The 17,128-nt window shown below is 59.1% G+C and carries 15 protein-coding genes; 5 read left to right on the top strand and 10 right to left on the bottom strand.

What is annotated here, in order from left to right:
* Positions 1 to 85: 85 nt before the first annotated feature.
* The gene (locus ACU4F7_RS01900) at positions 86 to 1,732 is read left to right on the top strand and encodes a Na+/H+ antiporter (protein ID WP_029593143.1); all 1,647 of its coding nucleotides are present in this window, start codon (positions 86 to 88) and stop codon (positions 1,730 to 1,732) included.
* Positions 1,733 to 1,735: 3 nt separating this feature from the next.
* On the opposite strand, the gene ACU4F7_RS01905 is transcribed toward ACU4F7_RS01900, so the two are convergent.
* Positions 1,736 to 2,629 (bottom strand): LysR family transcriptional regulator, encoded by an 894-nt coding sequence (locus ACU4F7_RS01905; protein ID WP_029593142.1) that lies wholly within the window; start codon positions 2,627 to 2,629, stop codon positions 1,736 to 1,738.
* Positions 2,630 to 2,731: 102 nt separating this feature from the next.
* Between ACU4F7_RS01905 and ACU4F7_RS01910 the strand changes: the two genes are divergently transcribed.
* Together ACU4F7_RS01910 and ACU4F7_RS01915 are read left to right on the top strand one after the other, a co-directional pair.
* Positions 2,732 to 3,157, top strand: a complete 426-nt coding sequence (locus ACU4F7_RS01910; RefSeq protein WP_029593141.1) for a CidA/LrgA family protein — start codon at positions 2,732 to 2,734, stop codon at positions 3,155 to 3,157.
* Positions 3,150 to 3,839 (top strand): LrgB family protein, encoded by a 690-nt coding sequence (locus tag ACU4F7_RS01915; protein WP_029593140.1) that lies wholly within the window; start codon positions 3,150 to 3,152, stop codon positions 3,837 to 3,839. Before ACU4F7_RS01910 ends, ACU4F7_RS01915 begins: the two co-directional genes overlap by 8 nt.
* 100 nt (positions 3,840 to 3,939) lie before the next feature.
* Here ACU4F7_RS01915 and actP read toward each other — a convergent pair whose 3' ends face one another.
* From actP to acs, 3 genes are all read right to left on the bottom strand, one after another.
* On the bottom strand, positions 3,940 to 5,598 hold the full coding sequence (gene actP, locus ACU4F7_RS01920; RefSeq protein ID WP_481637921.1) for a cation/acetate symporter ActP: 1,659 nt from the start codon (positions 5,596 to 5,598) through the stop codon (positions 3,940 to 3,942).
* Positions 5,595 to 5,906, bottom strand: coding sequence for a DUF485 domain-containing protein (locus ACU4F7_RS01925; protein WP_024557283.1), 312 nt, complete (start codon positions 5,904 to 5,906; stop codon positions 5,595 to 5,597). Before ACU4F7_RS01925 ends, actP begins: the two co-directional genes overlap by 4 nt.
* Before the next feature lie 187 nt (positions 5,907 to 6,093).
* Complete coding sequence (gene acs / locus ACU4F7_RS01930) at positions 6,094 to 8,052, bottom strand: acetate--CoA ligase (protein WP_029593136.1); 1,959 nt, start codon at positions 8,050 to 8,052, stop codon at positions 6,094 to 6,096.
* Positions 8,053 to 8,478: 426 nt separating this feature from the next.
* Here acs and gltP point away from each other — a divergent pair, with 426 nt between their 5' ends.
* Complete coding sequence (gene gltP / locus ACU4F7_RS01935; protein WP_024557281.1) at positions 8,479 to 9,792, top strand: glutamate/aspartate:proton symporter GltP; 1,314 nt, start codon at positions 8,479 to 8,481, stop codon at positions 9,790 to 9,792.
* A 168-nt stretch (positions 9,793 to 9,960) separates the two neighbouring features.
* Positions 9,961 to 10,692 (top strand): response regulator, encoded by a 732-nt coding sequence (locus ACU4F7_RS01940; RefSeq protein ID WP_481637922.1) that lies wholly within the window; start codon positions 9,961 to 9,963, stop codon positions 10,690 to 10,692.
* Between the two features lie 109 nt (positions 10,693 to 10,801).
* Here the strand turns inward: ACU4F7_RS01940 and ACU4F7_RS01945 are convergent, their stop codons facing one another.
* The 6 genes from ACU4F7_RS01945 to ACU4F7_RS01970 all read right to left on the bottom strand — a co-directional run bounded on the left by ACU4F7_RS01945 (position 10,802) and on the right by ACU4F7_RS01970 (position 16,999).
* On the bottom strand, positions 10,802 to 11,809 hold the full coding sequence (locus ACU4F7_RS01945; protein ID WP_029593133.1) for a carbohydrate kinase family protein: 1,008 nt from the start codon (positions 11,807 to 11,809) through the stop codon (positions 10,802 to 10,804).
* Positions 11,810 to 11,818: 9 nt separating this feature from the next.
* Positions 11,819 to 12,679, bottom strand: coding sequence for a ketose 1,6-bisphosphate aldolase (locus ACU4F7_RS01950; RefSeq protein WP_029593132.1), 861 nt, complete (start codon positions 12,677 to 12,679; stop codon positions 11,819 to 11,821).
* Between the two features lie 12 nt (positions 12,680 to 12,691).
* Positions 12,692 to 13,375: a D-lyxose/D-mannose isomerase gene (locus ACU4F7_RS01955; RefSeq protein WP_048887138.1), complete on the bottom strand. Its 684-nt coding sequence runs from the start codon at positions 13,373 to 13,375 to the stop codon at positions 12,692 to 12,694.
* A gap of 106 nt (positions 13,376 to 13,481) precedes the next feature.
* Positions 13,482 to 14,426 carry an ABC transporter substrate-binding protein gene (locus ACU4F7_RS01960; RefSeq protein ID WP_029593130.1) on the bottom strand — a complete coding sequence of 315 codons (945 nt, stop codon included), beginning with the start codon at positions 14,424 to 14,426 and terminating at the stop codon, positions 13,482 to 13,484.
* A 31-nt stretch (positions 14,427 to 14,457) separates the two neighbouring features.
* On the bottom strand, positions 14,458 to 15,399 hold the full coding sequence (locus ACU4F7_RS01965; RefSeq protein WP_048887173.1) for an ABC transporter permease subunit: 942 nt from the start codon (positions 15,397 to 15,399) through the stop codon (positions 14,458 to 14,460).
* Between the two features lie 76 nt (positions 15,400 to 15,475).
* Complete coding sequence (locus tag ACU4F7_RS01970; protein WP_481637923.1) at positions 15,476 to 16,999, bottom strand: sugar ABC transporter ATP-binding protein; 1,524 nt, start codon at positions 16,997 to 16,999, stop codon at positions 15,476 to 15,478.
* Positions 17,000 to 17,128 lie beyond the last annotated feature (129 nt).

The following is a 17,128-nucleotide window of genomic DNA, read 5'->3' on the forward strand; positions in this document are numbered from 1 at the left end:
TTTCCTTTTGATTGATGACGATGTTCTATTATCAGGGCACAACAGCGCTTTTCTGATACAAAACACATCGCAATCGAAGGAACGCATGGAAATCTTTTTTACCATTCTGATCATGACCCTTGTGGTCTCCCTCTCCGGGGTAGTGACGCGAGTGCTCCCCTTTCAAATCCCGCTTCCGCTGATGCAGATAGCCATCGGGGCCTTACTGGCCTGGCCGCGCTTTGGCCTGCATGTGGATTTCAACCCGGAACTTTTTCTGGTGCTCTTTATTCCGCCGCTGCTGTTTGCTGACGGCTGGAAAACCCCGACCCGCGAGTTTCTCGATCATGGGCGAGAGATAATCGGCCTTGCGCTGGCGCTGGTGGTGGTCACCGTGGTCGGCATCGGCTTTCTCATCTACTGGATGGTGCCGGGCATCCCGCTCATTCCGGCTTTTGCCCTGGCGGCCGTGCTTTCGCCGACCGATGCCGTGGCGCTTTCCGGCATCGTGGGCGAAGGACGCATCCCGAAGAAAATCATGGGCATCCTGCAGGGCGAAGCGCTGATGAACGACGCTTCGGGTCTGGTGGCGCTGAAATTCGCCGTGGCGGTGGCGATGGGGACGATGGTCTTCACCGTAGGCGGCGCGACGGTCGAATTCCTGAAAGTGGCGATTGGCGGTCTGCTTGCCGGCATCGCTGTAAGCTGGCTCTATGGCCGTTCGCTGCGCTTGCTAAGCCGCTGGGGCGGCGATGAGCCCGCCACGCAAACGCTGATGCTGCTGCTGTTGCCGTTCGCCTCTTACCTGATTGCCGAACACATCGGCGTCTCCGGCATTCTGGCCGCGGTTGCCGCCGGGATGACCATCACCCGTTCCGGCGTGCTGCGCCGCGCGCCGCTCGCCATGCGCCTGCGCGCCAACAGCGTCTGGTCGATGCTGGAGTTTGTCTTCAACGGCATGGTCTTCCTGATGCTGGGCCTGCAACTGCCCGGCATTTTTGAAGGTTCGCTGGCGCAGGCGGAGCTGGATCCGAACGTGGAAGTATGGATGCTGTTCCTCGACATCGTGCTTATCTACGTGGCGCTTATTGCGGTGCGTTTCGCGTGGCTGTGGGTGATGAAGCGCTTTAGCCGCCGCTTCCTGACCAAAAAGCCGATGGAGTTCGGCTCCTATACCACGCGCGAGCTGTTTATCGCCTCTTTCGCAGGGGTACGCGGCGCCATTACGCTCGCCGGCGTGCTCTCTATTCCGCTGCTGTTGCCGGACGGCTCGCTGTTCCCGGCGCGTTACGAGCTGATTTTCCTGGCGATGGGCGTGATCCTTTTCTCGCTGCTTGTTGGCGTAATTATGCTGCCCATTCTGCTGCAAAACGTGGAAGTCGCGGATCACGCCTTAGCGCGTAAAGAGGAGCGCAAAGTCAGGTCCCTGCTTGCTGAAGTGGCTATCACCGCCGTTCAGAAGAAAGAGGAGCGGCTGGCGGCGGACGTGAATGAAAACATCGACGACGATCTGCTCAGAGAGGTGAGCTCAAGGGTTATCGGCAATCTGCGCCGCCGCGCTGACGGGCGCAACGATGTGGAAAACAGCGAGCTTGAAGAAAGCCTTGAACGGCGCTTCCGCCTGGCTGCGCTGAACGCCGAGCGCGGAGAACTTTACCATCTGCGCGCCACGCAGCAGATCAGCAACGAAACGCTGATGAAAATGCTGCGCGATCTCGACCTGCTCGAAGCGCTGCTGAGCGAGAAAAGCTAAGCCCTACTGGCCCGCTTCGGCGGGCCAGAATGTTTTACAGCAGGCTATCCACGCCTGCGCGCTTTGCGAAAGATACACCCCCTCGCGCCAAATCATCCCCAGTTGCCAGCGAAGCTCGCTTTGCAGCGGCAGCCACATCAGCGTGGTCTTATCGAGTTTCTCACACACCGGCTCAGGCAGGATGGCGACGCCAACGCCCGCCTGCACCATTGCCGCCAGAAAATCCCACTGTCCGCTACGCACCGCGATGCGCGGTTTTATCTCATGCGCGCTGAACAATTGCATAAGCTGGCGGCTGAGTGAAAAGTCTTCGTTATAGATAAGCAGCGGCTCGTTTGCCAGTTGCTCTGGCTCAACGTGCCGACGACTCAGCCACGCGCCGGAGCGGGGCGTGAGCACGCAGAGCGGGTGGCTAAACAGAGGCAGAGTGACAAGGCTGCTTTCTTCGTCAACGGGCAGCGCGGTGATAGCGAGATCGAGCTCGCCGTTCAGCACCGCCTGCTGCACCGTCAGCCCGCCAAACTCAGAAATTTTTAGCTCAACACCTGGATACCGCTGGCGGTAGAGGCTAATAGGGCCGGCCATGGTCATGCCGACCATCGGCGGGATGCCGAGGCGAAGAATGCCTTTGTTGAGATGGTTAATGTCGCTGAGTTCCGATTCAAGCTGGCGAAACTCCGCCAGAATAGCGAGGCCGCGCTCATAGACTACGCGGCCGGTATCGGTCAGCAGCAGCCTGCGCCCGTCGCGGATAAGCAGCGTGCAGTTCAGCTCGTCTTCAAGATTGCGCAGCATCTTGCTGATAGTGGGTTGGGTGACGAAAAGCGTCTGCGCCGCGCGGGTGAAGCTTTGCTGGCGCACAACCTCGACAAAGTACCGCAGCGTTCTGATATCCATAACTATTCCTTCGAACTATAGCTGCAATGAGTTTAATTCATTTCGTACCGGGAAGGACGCTCCCTATACTGACGCTCTGCCGTTTTTTCTGGAATATTGACCATGATCCTGGCGTTACGTCGCTTTACGCCTGCCGTGACCCGCCCGTTGCAAATCGCGCTTCAGGTACTTCTTTATGTCGGACTGTTCTTGCTTGCGCAAAATCTTGTGGACTGGCTCCATCTGCCGCTGCCCGCCAACCTCGTCGGCATGCTGTTGATGCTGGGGCTGATTGTGCTTCGCGTGCTGCCGCTGAACTGGGTGCGGGCCGGAGCGCGCTGGCTACTGGCGGAGATGCTGCTTTTCTTCGTCCCCGCCGTGGTGGCGGTAGTGAACTATGCGCAACTGCTGATGGTGGACGGCTGGCGCATTTTTCTGGTTATCGCCCTCAGTACGGTATTGGTGCTGGGCGCTACGGCCTTTGTGGTGGATAAGGTTTACCGTTACGAACTCGCGCGCGAGGCGCGCAGGCAGGGCAACCGTGAGTAATTTCCTCTTAAGCGTGCTCTGTCTGGTGGTGACGGTTGCGCTCTACTTTGCGAATAAAAAGCTGTATCGCCGCTTTCGCGCGTTGCCGCTGATGCCGCTGGTATTCACGCCGCTGCTGCTGGTGCTGATGCTGGTGTTCGGCCACATCTCTTACCAGAATTATATTGGCGAAACCCACTGGCTGCTGTGGTTGCTCGGTCCGGCGACCATCGCCTTCGCCGTGCCGGTCTATGACAATCTGGCGGTGATTAAGCGCCACTGGCTGTCGCTTTCGGCGGGGGTTATTACCGCAACGGTGGTGGCGGTGACCAGCTCAGTGTGGCTGGCGCGGCTTTTTACCCTGCCGGACGAAATCCAGCGCAGCCTCGCCGTGCGCTCCGTGACCACGCCTTTTGCGCTGGCGGCCGCCGGTCCGCTTGGCGGGCAGGCCGACCTGGTGGCGTTGTTTGTGGTGATAACCGGCGTGTTTGGCATGGCGGTAGGCGATGTTCTGTTCTTGCGGCTTGCCATTAACGCAGGCCTTGCGAAAGGCGCGGGCTTCGGCGCCGCCTCACACGGCGCAGGGACGGCGCGGGCTTACGAACTCGGTCCGCAGGAAGGCACCATCGCCAGTCTGGTGATGATGCTCTCCGGCGTGGTGATGGTGCTTATCGCGCCGCTGGTGGCGCGGCTGATGTTCTGAGCGCATTAGTTAGAATACATAAACCCGTTTACGGCTATCGCTAAGGATGGGGGGAAGGGAAGAGAATGTGATCCCCGGCCAGAATGACCGGGGAGAGGAGTTAGTGGGCGCGGCCCTGCTCAATGCCGAGACCGGTTTGCGAGCGGATGAACTGGGCGCGGAACTGCTCGCGCTCAAGGTTGCCTTCCGCGCTGTTGTCGGTAATAGAGAAAATCCAGATGCCGACAAAGGCTATCAGAATAGAGAAGAGCGCCGGATATTCATACGGGAACACGGGCGCCGCGTGGCCGAGCACCTGAACCCAGACGGTCGGCCCCAGGATCATCAGCACCACCGCGGTCAGCAACCCCAGCCAGCCGCCTATCATGGCGCCGCGAGTGGTCAGCTTCGACCAGTACATCGAAAGCAGAATGATAGGGAAGTTACAGCTGGCGGCAATCGAGAAGGCCAGCCCCACCATAAAGGCGATGTTCTGGTTCTCAAACAGGATGCCTAACAGAATGGCTATCACGCCCAGCACCAGCACGGTGATTTTCGACGCGCGCAGCTCTTCGCGCTCGGTGGCGCCTTTGCGGAACACGTTAGCGTACAGGTCATGCGAAACCGCCGAAGCGCCCGCCAGCGTCAGCCCGGCCACCACCGCAAGGATAGTGGCGAAGGCCACGGCGGAGATAAAACCAAGGAACAGGTTGCCGCCCACTGCGTTCGCCAGATGCACCGCCGCCATGTTGTTGCCGCCAATCAGCGCGCCGGTGGCGTCTTTAAACGCCGGGTTCGCGCCCACCAGCATGATGGCGCCGAAGCCGATGATAAAGGTCAGGATGTAGAAGTAACCCATAAAACCGGTGGCGTAGAAGACGCTTTTCCGCGCTTCGCGAGCGTCGCTGACGGTGAAAAAGCGCATCAGGATATGCGGCAAACCCGCGGTGCCGAACATCAGGCCCAGACCCAGCGAAAGGGCGGAGATGGGGTCTTTCACCAGCCCGCCGGGGCTCATGATGGCGCTGCCTTTCGGGTGTACCGCCATCGCCTCAGCGAAGAGGTTGTTAAAGCTAAAGCCGACATGCTTCATAACCATAAAGGCCATAAAGCTTGCGCCGAAGAGCAGCAGCACCGCCTTGATAATCTGCACCCAGGTGGTGGCGAGCATGCCGCCAAACAGCACGTACATCACCATCAGCACGCCCACCAGCACCACCGCGATGTGGTAGTTCAGGCCAAACAGCAATTGAATCAGCTTGCCCGCGCCCACCATCTGCGCAATGAGGTAAAGCGCCACCACCACCAGCGACCCGCAGGCGGAAAGCACGCGGATCGGGCCTTGCTTAAGGCGATACGAGGCGACGTCGGCAAAGGTATATTTGCCCAGGTTGCGCAAACGCTCGGCAATCAAAAAAAGGATTATCGGCCAGCCCACCAGGAAGCCCAGCGAATAGATAAGCCCGTCATAACCGGAGGTAAACACCAGCGCCGAAATACCGAGGAATGAGGCCGCCGACATATAGTCGCCCGCAATCGCGAGGCCGTTTTGCAGGCCGGTAATGTTGCCGCCGGCGGTGTAGTAATCGCTGCGCGTGCGGGTGCGTTTCGAAGCCCAGTACGTAATGCCGAGCGTAAACGCCACAAAGACGATAAACATGATTATCGCCTGCCAGTTAGTCGGCTGACGCTGCACCGCGCCGCTTAACGCATCAGCGGCGCTGCTTGCAAAGGGCAACATCAGGAGCGGCGCGCTAAGCGCTGTCAGGATACGCTTCATGCTTTCACCTCGCGCAGCACTTCCCGGTTCAGCCGGTCAAATTCGCCATTGGCGCGCCAGACATACACGCCGGTGAGAATAAAAGAGATAACAATCACGCCGACGCCAATCGGAATGCCGCGCGTAATGCTGCTGCCGGGCGAGAGCGGGGTGCCGAGCCAGCCGGGGGCGAAGGCGATAAGCAAAATAAAGCTGACGTAAATCACCAGTACGATTAACGACAGAATGCCGGCGAACCGCTGTCGTTTCTCCACCAGCTCCCTGAAGTGCGTATTGTCTTCTATCCTTTGATAAAGTTGTTCATTCATCACAGCATCTCCAGAAGTAATCCCCTTGGTCCTTCCTGTCGCATGTTCCGGCATGTCGGTCCTCCGCGCGTGGCGAGGAGGCGCTCGCTCGCCGCCTTCCTGCGACAGCAACTTCTTCAGGGAGGGCAAGGTACAGGTTGATAGTTATCTCCTCTCCCCGGGCGGGGAGAGGCGTTAAGGTAAGAGGTTATGACGGCATGGCGATGGACTGCTTCTCTTCGAGCAGTTTTTCCACCACGCCCGGGTCGGCAAGCGTAGAGGTATCGCCAAAGTTGCTGGTATCGCCTGCGGCAATCTTGCGCAAAATGCGGCGCATGATTTTGCCTGAGCGGGTTTTCGGCAGCGAGTCGGTCCAGTGCAGGACGTCCGGCGTGGCAAGCGGGCCTATCTCTTTACGCACCCAGTTACGCACCTCGGCATAAAGCTCGGGCGTCGGCTCTTCGCCATGGTTCAGCGTGACGTAAGCGTAAATCGCCTGGCCTTTAATGCTGTGCGGAATGCCCACTACCGCCGCTTCGGCGATTTTCGGATGCGAGACCAGCGCCGACTCAATCTCAGCGGTGCCAAGACGGTGGCCGGAGACGTTCAGCACGTCATCCACGCGGCCGGTTATCCAGTAATAGCCATCTTCATCGCGACGCGCGCCGTCGCCGCTGAAGTACATGTTCTTGAAGGTGGAAAAGTAGGTTTGCTCGAAACGCTCGTGGTCGCCGAACAGGGTGCGCGCCTGGCCAGGCCAGGAGTCGGTGATAACCAGGTTGCCTTCGGTCGCGCCCGAAAGCGGGTTGCCTTCGTTATCCACCAGCGCGGGTTTGACGCCGAAGAAAGGACGCGTGGCGGAACCTGCTTTCAGCTCAATGGCGCCGGGCAGCGGGGTTATCATAAAGCCGCCGGTTTCGGTCTGCCACCAGGTATCCATCACCGGACATTTCTCGTTGCCTATCTTCTTCCAGTACCACTCCCAGGCTTCCGGGTTAATCGGTTCGCCTACCGACCCCAGAAGGCGAAGCGATGAACGGTCGGTGCCGTCGATGGCTTTATCCCCTTCGGCCATGAGCGCGCGAATGGCGGTCGGCGCGGTGTAGAGGATATTCACTTTATGCTTGTCCACCACCTGCGCCATGCGGTTTGGCGCGGGCCAGTTCGGCACCCCTTCAAACATCAGCGTGGTGGCGCCGCAGGCGAGCGGGCCGTAGAGCAGGTAGCTGTGGCCGGTAACCCAGCCGATATCCGCGGTGCACCAGTAAATGTCGCCCGGATGGTAGTCGAAGACATATTTGAACGTGGTGGCCGCGTAAACCAGATAACCGCCGGTGGTATGCAGCACCCCTTTTGGTTTGCCGGTCGAGCCGGAGGTGTAAAGAATAAAAAGCGGGTCTTCAGCGTTCATTTCCACCGGCTGATGGTGGGCGCTGGCCTTTTCCACCCGCTCGTTCCACCAGAGGTCGCGCCCTTCCTGCCAGTCAATCTTGCCGCCGGTGCGCTTGAGCACGATGACATGCTCAACGCTTGTCACGCCCGGGTTTTTCAGCGCGTCGTCGACGTTTTTCTTCAGCGGAATGGTGCGTCCTGCGCGCACGCCTTCATCGGCGGTGATAACCAGCCGTGAGCTTGAATCGATAATGCGTCCCGCCACCGCCTCCGGCGAAAAGCCGCCGAAAATCACTGAATGCACGGCGCCGATACGCGCGCAGGCGAGCATCGCCACGGCGGCTTCCGGCACCATCGGCATATAAATAGCGACCACGTCGCCTTTTTTGATGCCGAGATCGGTGAGCGTATTGGCGAAGCGGCAGACGTCGCGATGCAGTTCCCGGTAGGTAATGGTTTTGCTCTGGCTGGCGTCATCGCCTTCCCAGATGATGGCGGTCCGATCGCCATGGTCATGCAAATGTCTGTCGAGGCAGTTGGCCGCCAGGTTCAGCGTGCCGTCTTCATACCATTTGATAGCGATATTGCCGGGCGCGAAAGAGGTGTTTTTTACCCGTTCGTAGGGCTTGATCCAGTCGAGGATTTTGCCCTGTTCGCCCCAGAAAGCGTCAGGATCGTGAACCGACTGCTGATAATAAGCTTCATACTGCTCCGGATTAATCAGGCAACGTTCCGCAATGTTTGCGGGAATAGGGTGTTTATGAATTTGGCTCATGGCTTTTTTTCTCCTTGAAGATGTTAATGATATGTCACGCAAAAGTTAATTGTAGGGCCGCGGCCTGCTTTGTTTATTATTTGGGCGACAGATCACGCAAAGTTTTCTCTGTATGAAAATTCAGCAAACGAATCTTTGGAGGAAAATAATTCATAAGAATGATTATTTAACTGAGGTGATATTTTATGCTTTTAATAACAGTAAGTTATGCAAACAAACTGCCACAAACTCGGTGTTAATCGCGAATTTTCAGTGAATAAGACTGTTCTGGAAGGGTTGCGCAGCATGCCGTGCAAGTGGTACTGATTAAACGCGTTAAAAAACCCCACATCATCACCCAACGTTTGTCATACCCCTTTCAGTTTGTGACGTTCTCATACGGGCACGCATGGGAATGGCGCTTTTGATTCAGGAAGTGTAGTCGTTATGAAAAACAGTAAAGTCAGCCTGGCCTGGCAAATTCTGCTGGCCCTGGTGCTGGGTATTCTTCTGGGCAGTTTCCTTCACTATCAAACCGATAGCCGTGAATGGCTGGTGGCGAATCTGCTTTCTCCCGCCGGGGATATCTTTATCCACCTCATTAAAATGATCGTGGTGCCGATTGTTATCTCCACCCTGGTTGTCGGCATCGCCGGCGTGGGCGATGCGAAGCAGTTAGGACGCATCGGCGCCAAGACCATTATCTATTTCGAAATCATCACGACGGTTGCGATCGTGCTGGGCATTACGCTTGCGAATGTCTTCCAGCCAGGCAGCGGCATCGATATGTCGCAGCTTGCGGCAGTGGATATTTCAAAATATCAGCACACCACCGAAGAGGTGCAGAGCCATGCGCACGGGCTGATGGGCACCATCCTGTCGCTGGTGCCGACCAATATCTTCGCCTCTATGGCGAAGGGCGACATGCTGCCGATCATCTTCTTCTCGGTGCTGTTTGGCCTGGGCCTCTCTTCGCTGCCCGCGACGCACCGCGAACCGCTGGTGACCGTCTTCCGCTCGGTTTCCGAAACCATGTTTAAAGTCACCCACATGGTGATGCGCTATGCGCCGGTGGGGGTGTTTGCGCTTATCTCTGTCACGGTGGCGAACTTCGGTTTCGCTTCGCTGTGGCCGCTCGCGAAGCTGGTTATTCTGGTCTACGTCGCCATTCTGTTCTTCGCGCTGGTGGTGCTGGGCGCGGTGGCGAGAATGTGCGGGCTGCGCGTGTGGACGCTTATCCGCATTCTTAAAGATGAGCTGATTCTGGCTTACTCCACCGCCAGTTCCGAGAGCGTGCTGCCGCGCATCATCGAGAAGATGGAAGCCTACGGCGCGCCTGCTTCTATCACCAGCTTCGTGGTGCCGACCGGCTACTCGTTCAACCTCGACGGCTCTACGCTCTACCAGAGCATTGCGGCTATCTTTATCGCTCAGCTCTACGGCATCGATCTGTCGCTGGGGCAGGAGATAATCCTGGTGCTGACGCTGATGGTGACCTCCAAGGGCATCGCGGGCGTGCCGGGCGTCTCCTTCGTCGTGCTGCTGGCGACGCTTGGCAGCGTGGGCATTCCACTGGAGGGCCTGGCGTTTATCGCAGGCGTCGACCGCATCCTCGACATGGCGCGCACCGCGCTGAACGTGGTGGGCAACGCGCTGGCGGTACTGGTTATCGCCAAGTGGGAACATAAGTTCGACCGTAAAAAGTCGCTGGCCTACGAGCGTGAAGTGCTCGGCAAGTTTGATAAAACCGCCAGCCACTAACCGCAAACCCCGCTTCGGCGGGGTTTTTTATGCGAGTCCTTTCACACCCTGGCTCTCCTGCCTGTGACGCGGCTTACACTTCCCGCATCCGGCTGGAAGAATTCATCCTCACCGCCGCTGTCATCGCTCACACTCTTTGCAGGATAATGTCTTCCGGCGGAGAGAACGATGAAACCTGCCATCATGGTGGTGGACGACGACCCGGCGATTTGCGAACTGTTAAGCGATGTTTTCAGCGAGCACGTTTTTGAGGTCTGTTTGTGTCACAACGGCGGCGATGCCCTGCGCCTCGCGCAGGCAAGAATGGATATCGCGCTTATTTTGCTGGATATGATGCTGCCCGATATCAACGGCCTGCTGGTGCTGCAACAGCTTCAACGCCAGCGTCCTGCGCTGCCGGTGATTATGTTGACTGGCCTTGGCAGCGAATCGGACGTTGTCGTCGGGCTTGAAATGGGCGCCGATGATTACATCGCTAAACCTTTTAATCCTCGGGTCGTTGTGGCGCGCGTAAAAGCCGTGCTGCGCCGCACCGGCGTGCTGCAAACCGAGCCGACGACAGCGCGAACCAGCGGCATGCATTTTAACGGCTGGTGTCTTGATACCGACCGCTGCCTGCTCATTAACCCGCAGCAGCAGACCGTGACGCTGACGCAGGGCGAGTATGGCCTGCTGCTGGCGCTGATGCAGAACGCAAGACGCGTGCTCAGCCGTGAGCGGTTGCTGGAGTTAACCCACAGCGAAAGCCTTGAGGTGTTCGATCGCACCATTGATGTGTTGGTGATGCGCCTACGCCGCAAAATCGAGAGCAATCCGCATCAGCCTTCGCTCATTCGCACCATTCGCGGGCTGGGATATGTCTTTGCCGCCGACGTGACGCAAACCGAGCATGCGGCCTGAACCTGGGGTCGCTACGTTCGCATCACCGCAACGCGCCGGGCGCCGGGTGAGGAGGCGCTATTGCTGGCGTGCAGACCAGGCAACGTCAGGCAAGCAACGGCGCGCTGATTTAACCCGCCTCGCGCATAAACGCCGTTAATTCCTCCAGCGTTTTGGCGCCGTCAATGGCGTTGGCGCAAAGTAAACTGGCGCGCGCGCAGGCATGGGCGAGTTTAATGCTTTCGGTAAGCGACCAGCGCTCGTGACAGCCGTAAAGCAGGCCCGCGCAAAAGGCGTCGCCCGCGCCGACGCTGCCGACAATTTCCGCTTTCGCCAGCTGCCAGGAGGGCACCCACACCCCTTCGCCGCCAGCCTCTACGCCCCAGGCGCCTTCCGGGCAGTGGATAACCACCCGCTGGCGCACCCCTTCGGCCAGCAGGCGGCTGGCGGCCGTGGCGATATTTTCCGTATGCGGCGCGCCGTCGGGATGCCGCACCGGCAAGCCGCTGAACTCGCCCGCTTCAAGCTCGTTGATGATGAGATAATCAAGCCAGCGCAGCGCAGGCATCACCAGCGGCTGATAGCGCGGGTCGCCCTGGCGCGATACCAGGTCGAGCGACGTTTCATACCCCTGCTGCTGCATTTGCGCCAGCAGCCTGGCGCTGCGCGTGCCGTACCTGTCGTCCGGCAGGTCGAGGCTGTCGAGCAACAGCAGGTAGCCGAGATGGAAAATCCGCATGGTGGGGTTGAGCCGGTCGAAGGCGGGCAGATCGAGCAGCCGGTTGGCGCCGGGTAAATGGAAAAAGGTACGCTGTCCATCCGGCGTGGTCATAACCTGCGACATTGACGTGGGCGCGAAGGCGGTGCGACGCACATGCTGACGATTGATGTGATACTGCTCCAGCATCGCCATAATATAGTCGCCATCGACATCTTCCCCGGTCAGCCCCACCGCCTGAAGCGGCAGGCCCACGTGCAGTTTAGCGAGCGTTAGCAGCACGTTGAGCGGCGCGCCGCCGGTGGCGCGTTCGCTGTGGGTTATCTCCGCAAGCCAGCCCGGCTGCGGCCAGGCGTTAATCTGATGGACATGGTCGACCAGCATATTGCCCGCTGCGATAATGCCTCTGCGCTCGCTCATACCGCCTCCTCACGCTTTACCGCTGCTGCCAAAGATGCGCATCTGTTGCGCCACGACGTCGGTAATCGCCTCCTCGATGCCAACCAGCAGTTCTGCGAACTCGTCATAAATCGCCCGGCGGTTCGTCATCCGCTGTTCTGTTGCGCTCAGCGCCGCCTGCGACATGCCGGTATAAAAGTTGATTTTGTGAATGCCAAGGCGGATGGCGTTGCGGAAATCGTCGTCGCTGATGCCGGAGCCGCCGTGCAACACCAGCGGCAGGCCGGTTTGCTGGCGAATGGCGGAAAGCCTGTCGAAATCGAGCTTCGGCTCGCCTTTATATTTGCCGTGCGCGTTGCCAATGGCGACGGCCAGCGCATCGATGCCGGTACGGTCGACAAAATCTCGCGCTATCGCCGGGTCAGTGAACTTCGCCTCATCTGCTTCGCCATAGAGCGCGCCGCCTTCATCGCCGCCCACCGCCCCCAGCTCCGCTTCTACCGAAACGCCCACCGCATGGCACATTTTCACCACCTCGCGGGTCTGGCGGACGTTTTCTTCATACTCAAGCGCAGAGCCATCAAACATCACTGAGCTAAAGCCAAGCCTTAGCGCCTGCACAACCGCCTCGAAGTGCAGGCCATGGTCGAGATTCAGCACCACAGGAAGAGTATGGCGCGCCGCCTCAAATTTCACCGCCTCCACCAGCGAGGGGAGGGAGAGATATTTAAAGTGCACCTCGGCGATGTTGATAATAAAAGGCGAATTTTCCTGGCGGGCGGCGGCGAACAGCGCGCGCAAGAAATGGCTGTCGAGCACGTTGAACGCGCCGAGCGCATAGCCGTGCTTGCGGGCGTGCGCCAGCCCGTCGGCGAGAGAAATCAGCGCCATTATCTTCTCCTGTTAGCGGTACGCGTCATATTCATTGCACAGCACGAGCTGCGCCGTTTCGTCTTCTTCTATGGTGTTAAAGCGCTCAAGCGGCTTTAAGAAGCGATTGTCGTGGTCGTCGTCGTTGACCGAAGAGACTTCGCCCACCAGCACGTCGCCAAACCCCGCCTCGCCCCAGAAGCTGTGATAAAGGCCTGGCGTCAGACAGATGCTTTCCCCTGGTGAAAGGCGCAACTGGCTGCCAGCGGCGTGCGTTTGTCTGCAACCGTCGATAACGACCGTTACGTCGCTGCCCGTGGTCTGCTCAAACTCGTCGCTGTTCCATAATTCGATGATTAAATTGCCGCCGCCGCGGTTGATGATGTCCTCGCGCTTGCGCCAGTGAAAATGCATCGGCGTTAACTGGCCGTCGCGCACATGCATGATCTTCTCGGCGTAACATTTGGCGTAAGGCGCGCCATCCGGCGAACCGTTGCGAAGCGTGAACAGGGTCAGCCCCTGGGCGGCGAAATCGTTGCCGCCGAAGGCGGTCACGTCCCAGCCCAGCTTCAAATCGAACACTTCTCTCCAGGCGCTGGCGTCGAGCTGCTGCCATTTCGCCGGGCTGAAGCTGGCGAAGGGCGGCAGATGCACGTCATGCCGGGAGAAGAACTGTCGCGTATGGCCGAGGATTTCATTAATTTCGGAGCGTTTCATGCCTTCTCCCCTCAGTTATGAGATGAAGACCTGCGATGCTTTTCCCACTGCGCTAACCCTCTCCCTGCGGCGGAGGGAGAGGGAATAAGAGGGCAGCCGTCGGGCCTTATTTCACCGTCCAGCCCTTGTAGTTGCCGACGTTGTTTTTATCGATCATCGTCACCGGGATCAGCACCGGCTCTTTCGGCGCGGGCTTGCCCTGCAGGATGTCGTAACCAATCTCCACCGCTTTGGCGGCCATCACCTGCGGGTCCTGCGCGGGGGTGGCGACAAACAGCGAGTTGCCGCGCTTAAGCGCCTCTTCCGCATCCGGTGAGCCATCCACGCCCACGATAAAGAACTCGTTGCGCTGCGCCTGCTTCGCCGCCAGATCCGCGCCGATCGCCGTCGGGTCGTTGATAGCGAACACGCCGTCGATTTTCGGGTTCGCCGCCAGCAGGGAGGTCATGACTTCAAGGCCGCCCTCACGACTGCCTTTGGCGTTCTGGTTCCAGGAAAGCACTTTGATATCCGGGTGCTTTCTGAATTCAGTCTGGCAGCCTTCGACGCGGTTCTGCACGGCGGAAACCGGCGGTCCGTTGATTATCACCACATCGCCTTTGCCTTTCAGGCGGTCGGTAATGTACTTACAGGCCATCTCGCCCGCCTGGGTGTTGTTGGAGGTAATGGTGGCGTCCGCCCCTTCGGCGGCGACGTCCACCGCCACGACCACGATGCCCGCGTCTTTCGCGCGCTTCACCGCCGGGCCGATGCCTTTGGAATCGGCGGCGTTGAGGATAATCATGTCCACTTTCGCGGCGATGAAGTTATCGATTTGCGATACCTGCTGGCCGAGATCGTAGCCGCTGGAGACCAGCGTCACTTTGACGTTATCCCCCGCCAGCTTGCGCGCTTCCATCTCCGCCCCTTTGGTGATTTGTACGAAGAAGGGGTTGGCGAGGTCGCCCACGGTGACGCCAATCGACTTCAGCTCTTTTGCTGCCTGGGCGAACGGGCTGCCGGCAAGCAGCGCTCCGACGCACAGCGCGGTGACAAGAGGTTTCAAACGCATGCTGTTCTCCTCAGTTCGTAGGGTGTTGTTGTTATGCATTTTGATGGTGACGGGTACGGTATTTGTCTATCAGCACCGCAATGATGATCACCGCCCCTTTGATCACCAGTTGCCAGAAGTAAGAGACGCCCATCAGCGTCATGCCGTTGTTCAGGGTGGCGATAATCAACGCGCCGACCAGCGTACCGGTGATGGTGCCGATGCCGCCGACAAAGCTGGTGCCGCCGAGAATGACCGCCGCGATGGCGTCCAGCTCATACCCCACGCCCAGGTTGCCGTTGGCGCTGTAAAGGCGCGAGGCGCTCATGAGTCCGCCAAGCCCGGAGAGCAGCCCGCTCATGCCATAGACGAAAAGCAGCACCAGCCAGACTTTGATGCCGGTGAGGCGCGCGGCCTGCATGTTGCCGCCCACGGCATAGATATGCACGCCAAGCGTGGTGCGCCGCAGAATGAACCAGCAGACCGCGATGACCGCCAGCGCAATCACCACCAGCCATGGGATAGGCCCAAGGTAGGCGTTGCCTATCCACTCAAAGCTGATGCTGGAGTTGATCACCGTGGTGCCGTCCGCCAGCAGGTAGGCGGCGCCGCGCAGCGCGGTATAGGTGCCAAGAGTGACGATGAAAGGCGGTAGCCCGGCGAAGGCCACCAGCGCGCCGTTGAACAGCCCCAGCGCAAGGCCAAGCAGCAGCGCCGCCGGAACGGAAAGCATGGAAAGCTCCGGCATCAGCGACACCACCATCGCCGCCACCGCCGTGGTGCCAAGAATAGAGCCGACGGAGAGATCGATGCCGCCCGTCAGGATGATGAAGGTCATGCCCGCCGCCAGCACGATGTTAATCGACGCCTGGCGGGTAATATTCAGCAGGTTGCTTTCGGTAAAGAAATTAGGCGCAATAAAACCAAACACCGCCACAATCAGCACCAGAATCGGCAGAATGCCGACCGTTTGCGTGAGATCGCTGAACAACATTTTTTTCGCCGAGGCGGCTTTAACCGCTTCTCTGGTGGTGGAATTCACAGAGGCGTCCTTTTGCGTGGGGGAGAGTTTAGTCATGTTGCACCGCCTGTTGATGGGCTTCGGTAACGCCGGTCGCCAGCGTCATTATCTTTTCCTGCGTGATGTCGTCGCCCGTCAGCTCGCCGGCGATGTGGCCTTCGCGCATGACATAAACGCGATCGCTCATGCCGACCACTTCCGGCAGTTCGCTGGAGATCATCAGGATCGCCACGCCGCGGCGCGCCATCTGGTTCATGATCCGGTAGATCTCGCTTTTGGCGCCGACATCCACGCCGCGCGTGGGTTCGTCCAGGATCAGAATGCGCGGGCCGATAGCCACCCAGCGCGAGATAAGCAGCTTTTGCTGATTGCCGCCTGAAAGCCCGCCTGCGCGCACCTGGGCATGCGGCACGCGAATATTCAGCGAGGCGATGGCCTCATCGGAAATGGTCTGCGCTTTTTTTCGGTCCAGCAGGCCGTAGCTGGCGTCGCGCTCAAGCGTCGCCATGGTAATGTTCTCCGCCGCCGCCATCTCCAGAAACAGCCCCTGTTCCTTGCGGTTTTCTGTCAGAAAACCGATGCCGTGGCCGATGGCTTCGCGCGGCGTATGGACAGTCACCGGCTGGCCGTCGATTTCAATGCTTCCGCCTGTCGCCTTACGCACGCCGAAAATCAATTGCGCCAGCTCTGAGCGGCCCGCGCCCACCAGCCCGGCGAGGCCGACGATTTCGCCTGAGCGCACCACCAGGCTTGAGGGTTGCACCTTTTTGTCATCGGTCAGGTGATGCACGGCCAGGCGAGGATTGCCCTGGGGGATATCCCGCTCTTTGTTAAAGAGATCGCTTAGCGGGCGGCCCACCATCATGCGCACCAGCTCTTGAGCGTTGAGCTTGTCGCGCGTCAGGCTGCCGACATACTGCCCGTCGCGCAGCACGCTCACCCGGTCGGAAAGCTCATAAACTTCCGCCATGCGGTGGCTGATATAGATAATCGCCATTCCCTCATCCCGCAGCCGCATAATCAGCTCGAACAGACGCTGGGTTTCCCGCGAGGAGAGGGCGGCGGTGGGTTCGTCCATCACCAGCACCCGGCTGTTGCGGTGCAGCGCGCGGGCGATTTCCACCTGCTGCTGTTCGGCGATAGTGAGCTTCATGACCAGGTCGCTGGCTTTAAAGTGGGCGCCGAGGCGGTTAATCACGGTCTGCGCCTGCTGCACCATCTCTTTTCGCTGCACCAGCCCGCCGCGAGAAAGCTCGCTGCCAAGGAAAATGTTTTCCGCCACCGTAAGGTTAGGGGCGAGCTGCATCTCCTGGTAAATCAGCGTGATGCCCGCCGCCAGCGCATCTTTCGGCCCGCGGATCGGGTGCGGCTTGCCGTCGATAAAAATTTCGCCGCTGGTGGCGGTGTAAGCCCCGGCGAGAATTTTCATCAGCGTGCTTTTGCCGGCGCCGTTTTCGCCCATCAGGGCGTGGATTTCGCCGGGATATACCGTCAGGCTGACGCCCTTCAGCGCGTAAAATTTGCCGAACGCTTTGGCAATGTCGCGCATTTCAAGAATAGGGGTTTGGCTCATGGCGCACTCCTGCGGAAAATCGTTACGCCACTCCACCACTCGCCGGTAAACAGAACATGTCAGCCGCCGTTCATAATTGTCATAATGTTGAATAGTTAACCGCGATCACATTACCGCGACGACAGCGTT

Source organism: Franconibacter pulveris (assembly GCF_056780215.1).

What these genes read in the sequence shown, in the direction of transcription:
- ACU4F7_RS01950 (WP_029593132.1), bottom strand. Translation starts at nt 12,679, where the DNA reads ATGGCGCTGATTTCTCTCGCCGACGGGCTGGCGCACGCCCGCAAGCAC.
- ACU4F7_RS01910 (WP_029593141.1), top strand. Translation starts at nt 2,732, where the DNA reads ATGATCCTGGCGTTACGTCGCTTTACGCCTGCCGTGACCCGCCCGTTG.
- ACU4F7_RS01925 (WP_024557283.1), bottom strand. Translation starts at nt 5,906, where the DNA reads ATGAATGAACAACTTTATCAAAGGATAGAAGACAATACGCACTTCAGG.
- acs (WP_029593136.1), bottom strand. Translation starts at nt 8,052, where the DNA reads ATGAGCCAAATTCATAAACACCCTATTCCCGCAAACATTGCGGAACGT.
- ACU4F7_RS01970 (WP_481637923.1), bottom strand. Translation starts at nt 16,999, where the DNA reads ATGAGCCAAACCCCTATTCTTGAAATGCGCGACATTGCCAAAGCGTTC.
- actP (WP_481637921.1), bottom strand. Translation starts at nt 5,598, where the DNA reads ATGAAGCGTATCCTGACAGCGCTTAGCGCGCCGCTCCTGATGTTGCCC.
- gltP (WP_024557281.1), top strand. Translation starts at nt 8,479, where the DNA reads ATGAAAAACAGTAAAGTCAGCCTGGCCTGGCAAATTCTGCTGGCCCTG.
- ACU4F7_RS01955 (WP_048887138.1), bottom strand. Translation starts at nt 13,375, where the DNA reads ATGAAACGCTCCGAAATTAATGAAATCCTCGGCCATACGCGACAGTTC.
- ACU4F7_RS01945 (WP_029593133.1), bottom strand. Translation starts at nt 11,809, where the DNA reads ATGAGCGAGCGCAGAGGCATTATCGCAGCGGGCAATATGCTGGTCGAC.
- ACU4F7_RS01900 (WP_029593143.1), top strand. Translation starts at nt 86, where the DNA reads ATGGAAATCTTTTTTACCATTCTGATCATGACCCTTGTGGTCTCCCTC.
- ACU4F7_RS01905 (WP_029593142.1), bottom strand. Translation starts at nt 2,629, where the DNA reads ATGGATATCAGAACGCTGCGGTACTTTGTCGAGGTTGTGCGCCAGCAA.
- ACU4F7_RS01960 (WP_029593130.1), bottom strand. Translation starts at nt 14,426, where the DNA reads ATGCGTTTGAAACCTCTTGTCACCGCGCTGTGCGTCGGAGCGCTGCTT.
- ACU4F7_RS01965 (WP_048887173.1), bottom strand. Translation starts at nt 15,399, where the DNA reads ATGTTGTTCAGCGATCTCACGCAAACGGTCGGCATTCTGCCGATTCTG.
- ACU4F7_RS01940 (WP_481637922.1), top strand. Translation starts at nt 9,961, where the DNA reads ATGAAACCTGCCATCATGGTGGTGGACGACGACCCGGCGATTTGCGAA.